At 71.2% G+C, this 12,104-nt stretch carries 12 protein-coding genes; 2 read left to right on the top strand and 10 right to left on the bottom strand.

The features are described 5' to 3' along the window. Nucleotides 1-85: 85 nt before the first annotated feature. From ABD817_RS21345 to ABD817_RS21325, 5 genes are all read right to left on the bottom strand, one after another. The gene (locus ABD817_RS21345; protein ID WP_344919810.1) at nucleotides 86-1,480 is read right to left on the bottom strand and encodes an MFS transporter; all 1,395 of its coding nucleotides are present in this window, start codon (nucleotides 1,478-1,480) and stop codon (nucleotides 86-88) included. Nucleotides 1,481-1,707: 227 nt separating this feature from the next. Continuing rightward, nucleotides 1,708-2,481 (bottom strand): ABC transporter ATP-binding protein, encoded by a 774-nt coding sequence (locus ABD817_RS21340; protein WP_344919808.1) that lies wholly within the window; start codon nucleotides 2,479-2,481, stop codon nucleotides 1,708-1,710. Then, the gene (locus ABD817_RS21335; protein ID WP_344919807.1) at nucleotides 2,478-3,533 is read right to left on the bottom strand and encodes a FecCD family ABC transporter permease; all 1,056 of its coding nucleotides are present in this window, start codon (nucleotides 3,531-3,533) and stop codon (nucleotides 2,478-2,480) included. Before ABD817_RS21335 ends, ABD817_RS21340 begins: the two co-directional genes overlap by 4 nt. 5 nt (nucleotides 3,534-3,538) lie before the next feature. After that, complete coding sequence (locus ABD817_RS21330; RefSeq protein ID WP_344919806.1) at nucleotides 3,539-4,564, bottom strand: FecCD family ABC transporter permease; 1,026 nt, start codon at nucleotides 4,562-4,564, stop codon at nucleotides 3,539-3,541. Nucleotides 4,565-4,573: 9 nt separating this feature from the next. Further along, nucleotides 4,574-5,596: an ABC transporter substrate-binding protein gene (locus ABD817_RS21325; protein WP_344919805.1), complete on the bottom strand. Its 1,023-nt coding sequence runs from the start codon at nucleotides 5,594-5,596 to the stop codon at nucleotides 4,574-4,576. Nucleotides 5,597-5,853: 257 nt separating this feature from the next. On the opposite strand from ABD817_RS21325, the gene ABD817_RS21320 reads away from it, so the two are divergent. Then, nucleotides 5,854-7,566: a condensation domain-containing protein gene (locus tag ABD817_RS21320; RefSeq protein WP_344919804.1), complete on the top strand. Its 1,713-nt coding sequence runs from the start codon at nucleotides 5,854-5,856 to the stop codon at nucleotides 7,564-7,566. A gap of 43 nt (nucleotides 7,567-7,609) precedes the next feature. Here the strand turns inward: ABD817_RS21320 and ABD817_RS21315 are convergent, their stop codons facing one another. Then, nucleotides 7,610-8,413: an NPP1 family protein gene (locus tag ABD817_RS21315; RefSeq protein ID WP_344919802.1), complete on the bottom strand. Its 804-nt coding sequence runs from the start codon at nucleotides 8,411-8,413 to the stop codon at nucleotides 7,610-7,612. Nucleotides 8,414-8,828: 415 nt separating this feature from the next. After that, nucleotides 8,829-9,656, bottom strand: a complete 828-nt coding sequence (locus ABD817_RS21310; RefSeq protein WP_344919801.1) for an SDR family NAD(P)-dependent oxidoreductase — start codon at nucleotides 9,654-9,656, stop codon at nucleotides 8,829-8,831. Between the two features lie 97 nt (nucleotides 9,657-9,753). On the opposite strand from ABD817_RS21310, the gene ABD817_RS21305 reads away from it, so the two are divergent. Further along, nucleotides 9,754-10,350, top strand: a complete 597-nt coding sequence (locus tag ABD817_RS21305) for a TetR/AcrR family transcriptional regulator (protein ID WP_344919800.1) — start codon at nucleotides 9,754-9,756, stop codon at nucleotides 10,348-10,350. Nucleotides 10,351-10,598: 248 nt separating this feature from the next. Here the strand turns inward: ABD817_RS21305 and ABD817_RS21300 are convergent, their stop codons facing one another. Genes ABD817_RS21300 through ABD817_RS21290 form a run of 3 tightly spaced genes read right to left on the bottom strand, consistent with a single transcriptional unit; the run spans nucleotide 10,599 to nucleotide 11,673 of the window. Continuing rightward, nucleotides 10,599-10,838 (bottom strand): DUF6069 family protein, encoded by a 240-nt coding sequence (locus tag ABD817_RS21300; RefSeq protein ID WP_344919799.1) that lies wholly within the window; start codon nucleotides 10,836-10,838, stop codon nucleotides 10,599-10,601. A 29-nt stretch (nucleotides 10,839-10,867) separates the two neighbouring features. Then, nucleotides 10,868-11,332 carry an SRPBCC family protein gene (locus tag ABD817_RS21295; protein ID WP_344919798.1) on the bottom strand — a complete coding sequence of 155 codons (465 nt, stop codon included), beginning with the start codon at nucleotides 11,330-11,332 and terminating at the stop codon, nucleotides 10,868-10,870. After that, nucleotides 11,329-11,673 (bottom strand): ArsR/SmtB family transcription factor, encoded by a 345-nt coding sequence (locus tag ABD817_RS21290; RefSeq protein ID WP_344919797.1) that lies wholly within the window; start codon nucleotides 11,671-11,673, stop codon nucleotides 11,329-11,331. Before ABD817_RS21290 ends, ABD817_RS21295 begins: the two co-directional genes overlap by 4 nt. Between the last annotated feature and the right edge of the window lie 431 nt (nucleotides 11,674-12,104).

Raw genomic sequence — 12,104 nt, 5'->3', positions numbered from 1 at the left:
GAGGCGGGCGCCGGGCGGAACACGGATCTCCCCCGTGGCCGCCGCTCACCGGCTCGATCCCTCCTCGCCCGCCGGGCCGTCGCGATCAGTGCGCGGGTGACGCCGCCCGGGGGTCGTCCTCCCCGGCCTCCCCGGCTTCCCCGGCGCCGGTGTCGTCCGGCTCCGGGCCGCCTGCCTCGCCGGTCGCCTCGTCGAGCGGGTGTGCGATCTCGTCGGCCGGCATCCGCGCGAGCAGGATCGCCAGGATCGCGATGGGGAGCGGCAGGAGACCGGCGATGACGAACGTCGGGCCGAGGCCGATCGCGATGCTGATCGGACCGGCGAGCGCCATCGACACGGGCATGAAGACGAGCGAGACGAAGAAGTCGAGGCTCGACACCCGGCCGAGCAGGGCGGGCGGCACCCGGCGCTGCAGCAGCGTGCCCCAGATCACCATCGGCGCGCTGAACAGCGCGCCGATGACGAACGTGCCGAGGGCGATCACCCAGACGTTGTCGGCCAGCCCGATCAGCACGAACGGGAGACAGGCGAGGCCCCACATCAGGTTCATCACGGTCAGGTAGCGCCTCGGCAGCTTGCGGGAGGCCATCGCCAGCGAGGCCAGCGCGCCGCTGACGCCGAAGGCGGCCATCACGATCGCGTGCTCCCTCGGCCCGCCACCGGCGCCGTCCTTGACCGCGAACGGGATCAGGACCTCTATCGGGCCCATCGTCACGAGGATCATCAGCGAGGCGAAGAGCAGCGTCGCGAACAGCCATGGCGTCCTGACCATGTAGACGAAGCCCTCGCGCAGGTCGGTCAGCATCGACCGTACGGGATGCCGTGGCTCGTCGGGGTTCCGGTCGTGTCGCGGCGGAACGGGCCGCAGCAGGACCAGGAAGATCGTCGCCACCACCTGTGTCACGGCGCCCGCGGCCAGCGCCGCCGCCGGTGAGTAGGCCGCCACCATGAAGCTGGCGACCGCGGGACCGGCGGCCTGCATGACGATCGGCCGCAACGTGCCCTCGACGCCGTTGGCGGCGAGCAGGTGGTCGGCCGGCACGATCGAGGGCAGCATCGCGGAGTAGGCCGGGTAGTAGAAGCCGCTGCCGACGCCCCGCAGGAACGCGATCGCGGCGAGGTGCCAGATCTCGATCACGCCCAGCAGCGCGAGTGCCGCGATCAGGATGGCCGCCCCCGCCAGGACCAGTTCGGTGACCAGCAGGATCCGGCGCTGCGACACCCGGTCGGCGATCACGCCACCGAGCAGGACCGTGGCGACCATGCCCACGGCCGAACCGGTCGACACGATCGAGAGCTCGGCGGCTCCGCCGTCGAGCGCGATCACCTGCCACACCATGGCCATCAGCCACAGGCCCTCGCCCAGCATGGACGCCGTCAGGGAGCCGACGAGCAGGCGGTACTGACCGTGCTGGAACGGCCGGAGTGGCCCGCGAAGCCATCGCGGGGCGGTTGCACCGGCAACGGTCGGTTCGGTCATGCACCACTCCTCAAACCAGCGTTCGGTCTCTGCCCGCGGTCGCGGAAAGCCTGTCGATGACCCGACCGTAGAACCTCGACCGGGGTTCAGGGCAAACCCGGGCGACCCTTCACCGGTTCGTTAACCGGCCTGCGGGGGGCGGGGGCGCCTGGCGTCCACGTCGCCGGTCGGGGTGTCGAGGATGCCGGGGAGTTCCGCGCCCGGCCCATCGCCGGTCCGCGTCCGTTCTAGGCGGGTACCACGATGGGGGTTCCGGCGACCGGGTCGGGGACGATCAGGCAGGAGAGGCCGAAGACCTTCTCGACCAGTTCGGCGGTGACCACCTCACTCGGGGGTCCCTCGGCGACGATGGCGCCGTCGGCCATGGCGATGATGTGGTCGCAGAAGCGGCTGGCGAGGTTGAGGTCGTGCAGCACGGCGACGATGGTCTTGCCGGACTCGGCGTTGAGCCGGCGCAGCAGCCGGAGCAGCTCCACCTGATGGTTGATGTCCAGGAACGTGGTGGGTTCGTCGAGCAGCAGCAGGTCGGTGTCCTGGGCCAGCGCCATCGCGACCCAGACCCGCTGGCGCTGCCCGCCGGACAGGGCGCGCAGCGGGCGGTCGATCAGGTCGGCCGTGTCGGTCGCGGCTAGTGCCCGGGTCACCGCCTCGTGGTCGCGGCCGGTCCACCGGCGAAACCAGCCCTGGTGCGGGTAGCGGCCCCGGGAGACCAGGTCGGCGACCGTGATGCCGTCGGGCGCCACGGGGGTCTGCGGCAGCAGGCCGAGCACCTTGGCCACGTCGAGGGTGCTCAGCTCGCCGAGCGTCCTGCCGTCGAGGTACACGACTCCCTCGCGTGGTTTGACGAGCCGGGCCAGGCCGCGCAGCAGTGTCGACTTGCCGCAGGCGTTGGCGCCGACGATCGCGGTGACCTTCCCGTCGAGTACGGAGACGTCGAGGTCGCTGATGACGGCTCGATCGTCGTAGCCCAGGGACAGGCCCTCGGCGCGGAGACGGCTCATCCGCCTGCTCCTTGTCGGTTCGTGGTGGCCAGCAGCCACAACAGGTACGGCGCGCCGACCGCGCCGGTGACCACACCGGTGGGCAGCGCTGTCGGCAGCAGATGGGCGGCGACCAGGTCGGCGGTGAGCAGGACCACCGCGCCCACCAGGGCGGCGGCGACCACGCCACCGGTGGCGGGCCCCAGCAGCCGGTTGGCGATCGGTCCCGCGACGAGCGCGACGAAGACGAGGGGCCCGGCCGCCGCGACGGCCAGCGCGACCAGGACCACGGCGGTGGCCAGCAGACCGGCGCGGGCGAGCTCGGTGGGCACGCCCAGTCCCCGCGCGGCGTCGTCGCCGAGTTCGAGCACGCGAAGCTGCCGTTGCAGCAGCACGGCCAGGGGCAGCAGGACGACGAGCGCGCCGAGCAGGAGCCGCAGCTCGGTGTCGTCGGCCTGCCCGACCGAGCCGGTCAGCCAGTGCATCGCCTGGCGCGCCTCGAACAGCTGAGCCCGGGTCAGCACGAACCCGGTGAGGCCCTCGAAGAAGGCCGCCACGCCGATGCCGATCAGGATGAAGCGATAACCGCTCACGCCGTCGCGCCAGGCGAGCACGTACATCAGCAGCGCGGCCACGACGGCCCCGCCCAGCGCGAGCCCGGCGACGGCGAGCCCGCCGACGTGCAGGAGCACGATGCCGGTGGCCGCGGCCAGGCTGGCGCCCGAGGAGATGCCCACGAAGTCGGGGGAGGCGAGGGGGTTGCGGAGCAACTGCTGGAAGATCGTCCCGGACGCGCCGAGCGCGAGCCCGACCGAGAGCGCGGTCGCGGCGGTGGGCAGCCGCAGGCCCAGGACGACGAAGTCGAGGCTCGGGTCGTCGATCGTCCCCAGCAGCGACCCGAGCACCTCGGTGGCGGAGAGGCGGAAGCTGCCCACCATCATGGTCACCACGAACAGGGTGGTGACGGTCGCGGCCAACGCGAAGATCACTACCGCGATCCGGGCCGTACGGCCACGCCGGGTGGCGCGGACGGCGTCGGAGACGGTGGTGAGGGCGTCGTGGGTCGTGGCCATCCGGGTCACACCTCCGACAGCCGGCCGTAGCGGACGATCACCACGAAGGCCGGCGCGCCGAGCACCCCGAGGACCACGCCGACCTGCAGCTCCCCGGGGGCGCCCGCGACCCGGCCGAGCACGTCGGCCAGCAGCAGCACGACCGGCGCCAGCAGCATCGAGTACGGCAGGATCCACCGGTGGTCCGGACCGCAGAGCGCCCGCGCGAGGTGCGGCACCACCAGCCCGATGAAGACGATCGGCCCGCAGGCCGCCGTGGCCGCGCCGGCGAGTACCGCGACGACCCCGAAGGCGACGGCCCTGGTGAGGCCGACCCGCTGGCCGAGCCCGCGTGCGACGTCCTCGCCGAGCGCGAGCCCGTTGAGCGCCCTGCCCAGGCACAGTGCCGCGGCCAGGCCCGTGAGCAGGAACGGCGCGACCCCGGTCAGGATCGGCGCGTACCGGCCGGCGAGCGATCCGACCTGCCAGAAACGCAGCTCGTTCAGCGCGTCGACGTTGGTCATGACGATGCCCGAGGTGACGGAGGTGAGTCCCGCGGTGACCGCGGCGCCGGCCAGGGCCAGCTTGACGGGGGTGGCGCCCTCGCGGCCCAGCGACGCGACCGCGTAGCCCAGCAGGGTCGCGACGATCGCGCCCGCGAAGGCGAACCAGATGTACACGCCCACGCCCCGGATTCCCAGGACGGTGAACGCGAAGACCACGAGGACGGCCGCGCCGGAGTTGATGCCCATGATCCCGGCATCGGCCAGCGGGTTGCGCGTGACGCCTTGCAGGATCGCGCCCGCCAGGCCCAGGGCCGCACCCACCAGGATGCCCAGGAGCGTGCGCGGCACGCGCAGCTCCAGGGTCACCGTGCCGGCGATCGACTCGTCGACGTCGAGGCCGCCCAGTGCCCGCAGGATGTCGGCCAGGCCGATGTCACGCGAGCCGAAGGTCACGCTGAGGAACGCCGTCGCGGCGAGCAGGACGCAGAGCGCGGCGAGCCCGAGTCCGAGGACCGGGGCCCGTCGTAGGGAAAGCGTGCTGGGCATCGGAGGGGATCAGTCGCCGAGGTTCTCGTCAGCGACCTTGATCGCTTCGGTGAGCTTGTCCACCTCGGTGGCGAAGTCGCCGAACGTGTGCAACCAGTACGCCGGCCAGGCCGCCACCGCACCGGCCTTGGCCGCCTTGATCTTGAACCAGGTGGGCTGCTTCTCCCCCCACTCGGCGTTGACCGTGGGCGTGAAGGACCTGCCGTCCCACAGGATCAGGTCCGGCTGGTACTTGTCGGCGTTCTCCCAGCTGAGGTTCTCCCAGTACGGGAAGCCCGGGTCCGGCTTGGCGGGATTGACCACCTTCAGGCCCCAGCGCTGGAAGTCCAGCAGTTCGGGCGCGTACTCGGGGTTGGCGACGTACACCTTGTCGTCGGCGGGCGACATGCCGAGGGCCGTCAGCCCGGGTTTGTCCGCGACCGCCGCCTTGAACTTCTCGACGGACTCCTCGAAACGCTTCTTGTTCGCGGCGATCTCGGGAGCGTCCACCTTGGCGCCCAGGCTCTTGGCGAGGCTCTCGTACCCCTCGGCCAGGTCCTCGATGGACTTGCCCTGGGCGACGCCCACCACCGGGGCCAGTTCGGCGAGCTTCTTGCTCTTCTCGTCGACCCCTTCCTCCAGGCCGCTGTGCGCCTTCTCCGCCGGCCACCAGTCCGCGACGATCAGGTCCGGCCGCAGCGAGGCCGCCTTCTCCACGTCGATCTTCCCCCACTCCTGGCCGAGGATCTCGATCCCGGACAGGTCGAGGTTCTTCAGGTTGGCGTCGGTCTTGATCGACTCGTCGGCGTAGACGCCGACCGGCTTGATGCCGAACGACATCAGCGCGGCCGCCTCACCGGCGTGCGCGATGATCCGGGTGGGGATCTTGTCGGCCTTGACCGTCTCGCCGGAGCCGTCGGTGAACGACCACGGGCCGGACGACGAGGGCTGGGTGCCCGCCGAGGGCTGGCTGGCCGGGGAGTTCTGTGCACCGCAAGCGGTGAGCGCAAGGCCCAACGCCGCCACGGCGAGAACCCGACGCGACGTGCGCATGCGGTGTTCCTATCTCGCAAAGGGATACTTTGCCATAAAGTTAGGTTAGCCTACCCAAAATGGCAACCCCGGATCTTCGATGGCCGCGCGCGATCCCCCGAAACAGCCGTGCGACGATCACCGGTGTGACGTGGGCCGGGAACGACGAGCGAGGCGCGGGAAGCGGGGCGGCCAAGGGCTTGCCGCCTCTCCGGCGGACGTGATTCACTGACGTCACCCTCGAAACTGTAAGCAAACTTTCCAAAGAACGGCGTCCTGTGACCACCGCGCGCTTCTCCGGTCTGACGGCGCGCCGCGGCCCGCTGACGACGGGCCAGGCCAACATGGTCCGCTGCATGCTCACCGACCCGCCGGAACACATGAACTACCGCGTCGTGCGGGCCGTCCAGCCGGGCACGACGCTCGCCGCGATCACCGAGGCCGTGATCCGGCTGGTGACCCGGCACGAGTCCCTGCGCACCCTCTTCCACGACGACCTGCAACGGGTCCTGGGCGCCGGAGACGTGGCCGTCGAGGTCCACGACACCGGCGAGCCCCCCTCCAGAGCGGCCGGACCGGACGGCGCCCCGCTGAGCGTCGGCGGCGCGAAGACCGGGGAGGCCGAGACACCCGACACCGACCTCGCCGAGGAGGTCGCGCGGCGGCTGCACGCGACGCGCTTCGCGCTGGACACCGAGATCCCCCTCCGGGTCGCCGTGATCACCTCGGGCGGCGTGCCGCGACAGGTCGTCCTGGTGACCACGCACAGCGCCATGGACGCGGCCGGGCTGGCCGTACTGCTCGCCGAGTGGGACGAACTCCTGCTCGGCAAGCCGCTCGCGCCGGTGACCGCGCCGCAGCCGCTCGACGTCGCGGCGGCCGAGCACACCCCGGCCGGCCTGCGGCGCTCCGAGGCGGCGCTGCGCTACTGGGAGGGCCACCTGCGCAGGGTGCCCCGGTCCACGCTGACGGTCGCGGTGGACGGCGAGACGGACTGGCTGCTCCCCCGGCTGCGCGTGCGCTCGGTCCCGGCGGCCAGGGCGCTGGGGCGCATCTCCGCGCGTACCGGGGCGAGCCCGTCGGCGGCGGTGCTCGCGGCCCTGGCGGTGCTCGCCGGGGTGCGGGCCCGCCTGCGCACGGTCGTCGTGCTGTCCATCTCGGCGAACCGGTTCCGGCCCGAGCTGCGCGAGTACGTCGGGCCGCTCGCCCAGGACGCGCTGATCCCGGTGGAGGTCGGCGGGGACGGCTTCGACGCCGTGCTGCGCGGCGCGCGCTCGGCGACGATGGCCGCCTACCAGAACAGCCGGTTCGACGCGGACGCCCTCATCCGGGTCATGGAGGACGTCCAGCGGGAGCGCGGCCTCTTCTTCGCCCGGGACATCGTGTTCAACGACATGAGCGTCCCCGGCCGGGGCCCGCGGGTCAGCCGTACCGGCGAGGACGTCCACTCGGTCTGGCTTCCGCCGGCCACCCTGCCCACCCGCACCTCGCTGTGGGTCCACCGGCTGCACGGCGAGCTCGACGTCACCCTGTGGGCCGACCCGCGCTGCCTGCCCCGCGACGACACGTCGGCCCTCGGCGAGGGGATCGCCCGGCTGCTCATCGAGGCGGGCGACCGGGACGTGCCGCTGGCCGGGCTGGGCGCCCTCACCGGCGTCGTCCCGGTTCCCCGCGACGACGGCTGGCTGCCGATCGACGGCTGCTGGGTCCACCTCCCCGAGGTCGAACGCCTGACGGCGGACGCGCTCGCGCGGCTGGGCGGCGGTGAGGCGGCCGTCGTCACCGAGGCCGACGGGCGGCTCGGGCATCGGCTGGTGTGCTTCACCTCGGCCGAGACCACCCCGCGGGCGCTGCACTCCGCCTGCATGAGCCTGCTGTTCGGCCGCATGTCGGCCATGGCCCCGCACCACTACGTCGTCTGCGCGACCGCCCCGCCCCCGGGCGCCTCCTGGCAGGATCTGCCGAGAGTCGCCGAGGGCTCCGGACGTTGACCCACCTACCGGTCTCGGTCCCGATCCGGAGGTGAGGGGGCCGTCAGGACCAGGGGTCGAAGGGGATGCCGGCGGGCTTGGCACGCGAGAGGAGGTCCTCGAACCTGCCATTGCTGATCTTGATGGTCGCGGCGCCGAAGTTCGCGTTCATCAGCCTGTCGCGCAGCGAGGTGCTGGGCCAGCCGTTCCAGTCCACGAGCGGAGGGTAGCGCCAGTTGTGGTAGTGGTTCTCCGGCGGCTCGTCGTTGCCGTTGGCGAGCCGGATGAAGTGCGTGGACGCCCCGTCCTTGTGGTAGACGACCTTGGGGTGCGACCCGTCGAAGCGCACCTGCGAGCGCGGGTAGGTCACGACGTTGCTGTGTTGCGTGGTCGAGAGGTGTTCCACCTGGTTGGACGCCTGGTTGACCCAGGAGATGACGTGTTCCCAGTCGTGACGGTGGCCGCCGAGGCTGACGCCGGGCAGCGCCTGGTCCTTCTCGAAGTAGCTGGCGTACACGATGGCGCACCAGCCGTTGTTGCACTTGGCGCGGGCGTAGGTCTGGGAGTTGTCCAGGTCCGACTGGTCACGGCAGTTGCCGTTGACCGCGCCGGTCGGGTTCAGCCCCGGGGCGAGCGTCCCGTCCGGCCCGATGGCGGGGGTGGCGTAGCAGCCGTCGCCGTCGTAGTCGTAGGCCGGTGAGAAGGAGGACTCATACCCACCGGCCGACTGGGGCAGGTTGCGCGGCGGATCGGCGTAGGCCGCCGACGCGGGGATCACGACCCCCAGAACGGTGGCGCCGAGCACGATCCCGAGCCGGGAGCGCCCTCGGGTGAGGAACGTGCGGGAGGACGCGCTCCCCTGTGACACGGTTGCCGACTTCGATGCCTTCGCGGTGGACGTGAATGACGACAGCTTTCGCATTCTTCCGCTTTCTCGAAGAACTGCTCGATGATCTGACAGGACCTGACAGCGCGTCGGTGTGGTAGGGCACCGGCGACGTTTTCCACGCCGATGTGAGCACATCTCGCACTTTTCCGGCACTACGGAATCATGGAACCGACGCTTGATCAAGTTCCTTGAACCAGATGACGCCGGCGTGTATCGGCGACGGTCGAAAGGTGAATCACGCGCGAAGGCTTACGAATCGCCTGCTGGCGAAGCGGGGGCGACGGGGGTCGGAAGCCACCGCGTTCACCGTGACCTCCCGGACTCCGGGCTCGCCGGGCGGGCATGGAATGTTGACTCCCGGCCATGACAGGGCCCGCCGAACGCGCCGGTCGCCCTAGAAGCGCAGCAGGTGGCCGGTCAGGTCGTACAGGCGGCGGGCGGCGGCCGGGTCGAGCGAGGGCAGGGACGGATCGAGCGGGCGGCGGCGATCGTAGGCGAGCAGCCCGCCCTCGCCCGGCGGGTCGTCCATCAGCCCGACGATCGGCGCGATGGCCTTCTCGACCGGCTGGGCGGCGAACCTGGCCAGCAGCTTGATGACGGCCTTGGCGGGCTGCTTGAGGGTGTCGGTGCCGCTGTCGGTGAAGCCGGGGTGGTGCAGCAGGTAGCGGGTGCGGGCGTCCGGGTGGTTGGCGGCGTACGCGACACCCAGCAGGTCGGTGGCGCGCCCGCCCTGCAGCATGGCCTTGATGCCGCCGTAGCCCCGCCGGAGCGACAGGTCGTCCCAGTGGAGGCGGCCCTTGGTGACGCCGACGCCGCAGACGTTCACGATCATCGGGTTCTCACCGCGCTCCAGCAGGCCGGTCAGGCCGTAGGCGAGCAGGAAGCGGCTGACGTAGTAGAGGGCGAAGGTGGCCTCGTAGCCGTCGGGGGTCTCCACCCGCTGCGGGAAGTGGCGGATCGCGGTGGACACCAGGCCGTCCAGCGCGTCGTGCCGCGCCCTGATCTCCTTGATCACTCGTACGTTCTCCGCCACCGACGTCAGATCGGCCCGCAGGAACGCGGCCCGCTCCGCGGCGCCCAGCCCGGCGGCCTCGTCGAGGAGGCGCCGCCCCTTGGCCGGGTCGCTGCCCACGACCGTCACCCGGTCGCCCCGGCTCAAAAAGCGCAGGGCGAGCCCCCGGCCCATGCCGTTCGTGCCGCCCGCCACGACATACGTCCGCATCTTTCACCTCATAAGTCATCGAACGCTGACTTATCGGAACCTAGCACAGCGTCCGCGTAGAATGTCAACGATCGATGACCAAGCGAGGGAGCCCGCGGTGCCGAAGAGGGACAGGGAGGCCACCCGGGCGCGCCTGCTGGAAGCCGCCAGGCTGCGCTTCGCCCGCGAGGGGTACGACGCCACCAGCGTCCGCGACATCGCCAGGGACTCCGGCGTCGACGCCACCCTCATCTTCCGCTACTTCGGCTCCAAGAAGCAGCTCTTCGACGAGGCCAGCGCCACCGACCTCCCCGCCGGCCTGCTCGAAGGCCCCCAGGAGGAGCTGGTCGCCCGCATGGTGCGCACGGTCGTCGACCACGACTGGACGAAGTACGGCGGCGAGCACCCCCTGGTCGCCATGCTGCGCTCCTCGGCCCACGAGGACGCCCGCCGGCGCATCCGCGAGGAGGTCTGCGCCACCTACGTCAACGCCCTGCGGGACCTGGCCGAGGGCGAGGACGCCGAGCTGCGGGCCGAGCTGCTCAGCGCCTGGATGGTGGGCATCGGCATCCTGCGCTCGGTCGTCGGCACCCCCGCCCTGGCCGAGGCGCGGGCCGCCGACCTGGCCCCGCACGTCGCGGCCGTCGCCACGGACCTGCTGGGCCGCCCGATGTCGGGAACCGCGGACCGAGAGGGCGGGTCCAGCCGGACTTGACGGCCCACCGGCCGGGGTTCCTCACGGCCGCGCGCGGATGACAAGGCTGCGATCATGCGTGAAGATCTGCTGAGCTGTCGCGCGTTCACCACGGCGGCCCGTCATCAGGGACCGTACGGTTTTCGGCTCTGGCCCACTTTCGGTGGTGACGGAGCGCTCCACCGACGCAACCCCACCTGTCTTCTGCCTGACCGGTGGAGTCGCGCCGGTGTGTCGGTGAGAGGTGTGGGGGTGGCGTTCGAGCGGGGTCAGCGGGTGCGGGCGGGCAGCCGGCCGGCGATGAGCGGAATGACGATCGCCGCGGCGACCAGGTGGGTGAGCATGAGGATCGCCTTGGTCGAGGGCGCCGCCGGGATGAGCAGGTCGGGCACGACCGACAGCACGGTGAGCGCGACGGTGACCGTCACGAACGTGCGCCTGGGGGTCGCGGCCCAGCGTCGCAGCGCCACTGCGAGCACGATTCCGATCACGGCGCACACCAGTGTCATCTGAAGGTCGCTTCGCCGGTCCGGCGCGGTCATCGGGCCAGCAGCTGGTCCAGGCGTGCCATCGAGTCGTGAACGCCGTGCTCCATGCCGCTTTCGATCATCGCGTCACGGCTGTCCACCGAGCCGAACACCGCGTGGGTGTGCACGCGGGTGCGTCCGCCGAGGTCCTCGAAGGTCAGCGTCTCCAGGCTGACGTCGTGGGGCCAGCCGTCGTACTGGAAGGTCTGCACGATCCGCTCGCCCGCCACGACGGTGTGGAACACGCCACGGAAGCGGTGTTCACCGCTCTGGTCACGGTGGATGTAGCTGTAGCGGCCACCCGGGGTCGCCTCGTACTCGATCAGGGTCAGGGTCGTTCCGGAGGGCCCCAGCCACTGCGGGACGAGCTCGGGGTCGGTCCAGACACGGAACACCAGGGCCGGGGGCGCGTCGAACTCCCGCACGATGTCGATGAACGGCGTGCCGGGCTGGGCGGTGATCGTCGTCTCGTTCACTTGTCCTGCTCCTTCATGTTCTCCAGGACCGCGTCCATGCGGCGGTGGCGCTGCTCGGCGAGCAGCCGGTAGGTGTCGATCCAGCCGGTCAGCTCCTCCAGGGCGGCCGCGTTCAGGTGGCACGGCCGGCGTTGGGCATCGCGGCTGCGGGTGATCAGCCCGGCCGTCTCCAGTACGTGGATGTGGCGCGAGACGGCCTGCTTGGTGATGGAGAAGGGTTCGGCCAGCTCGTTCACGGTCGCCTCGCCACGCGACAGCCGGGCGATCATCGCGCGCCGGACGGGATCGCCCAGTGCGGTGAACGCGCGGTCCAGCCGCTCATCCAGATCGTCAACATCCATGTTGTACAACCACTTCCTTTATCAACCAATATGTTGAATATAGGACGAGGGGTGCCGGCCGGTCAACCCCCGGGGCGTGCTCAGCCGGCATGGGCGCCGATCCCGCTGTCCGCCAGCGCCCTCACCGAGATCAGCTACTCAGGGTGAGCTCGGCGAGAGGGTCCTGGAACCGCTTCTCGTTATCGCGGTCTCGCAACGGACCCCGCACAGAGATGAACGCTCGTCGACGATCTGGTCTGCCGAGAACCCGATCACCAACGAGCGGCTGCGGGGTTCACCGTGCCGCGCGCGCCGGCGGCCAGGCCGATGGCGGAGGTGGCACGCCGTTCGGCCGTACGGCGACGGCGACCCGGCGACCACGAAGGCCCGGACATCAAAGGCTCGGCCACGGAGAACCTGGACACGGGGGGCCCGGATGCGGAAGGCCCGGA

It is taken from the genome of Streptosporangium oxazolinicum, from assembly GCF_039537505.1.
In the GTDB taxonomy this organism is placed as follows: Bacteria; Actinomycetota; Actinomycetes; order Streptosporangiales; family Streptosporangiaceae; genus Streptosporangium; species Streptosporangium oxazolinicum.
Note: the sequence above shows the minus strand (reverse complement) of the source record. Positions and strands in the feature narration are given on the sequence as shown.

Excerpts from the sequence above, each read along its gene's own strand:
- ABD817_RS21330 (WP_344919806.1), bottom strand. The coding sequence starts at position 4,564 with ATGCCCAGCACGCTTTCCCTACGACGGGCCCCGGTCCTCGGACTCGGG.
- ABD817_RS21310 (WP_344919801.1), bottom strand. The coding sequence starts at position 9,656 with ATGCGGACGTATGTCGTGGCGGGCGGCACGAACGGCATGGGCCGGGGG.
- ABD817_RS21290 (WP_344919797.1), bottom strand. The coding sequence starts at position 11,673 with ATGGATGTTGACGATCTGGATGAGCGGCTGGACCGCGCGTTCACCGCA.
- ABD817_RS21340 (WP_344919808.1), bottom strand. The coding sequence starts at position 2,481 with ATGAGCCGTCTCCGCGCCGAGGGCCTGTCCCTGGGCTACGACGATCGA.
- ABD817_RS21300 (WP_344919799.1), bottom strand. The coding sequence starts at position 10,838 with ATGACACTGGTGTGCGCCGTGATCGGAATCGTGCTCGCAGTGGCGCTG.
- ABD817_RS21345 (WP_344919810.1), bottom strand. The coding sequence starts at position 1,480 with ATGACCGAACCGACCGTTGCCGGTGCAACCGCCCCGCGATGGCTTCGC.
- ABD817_RS21335 (WP_344919807.1), bottom strand. The coding sequence starts at position 3,533 with ATGGCCACGACCCACGACGCCCTCACCACCGTCTCCGACGCCGTCCGC.
- ABD817_RS21325 (WP_344919805.1), bottom strand. The coding sequence starts at position 5,596 with ATGCGCACGTCGCGTCGGGTTCTCGCCGTGGCGGCGTTGGGCCTTGCG.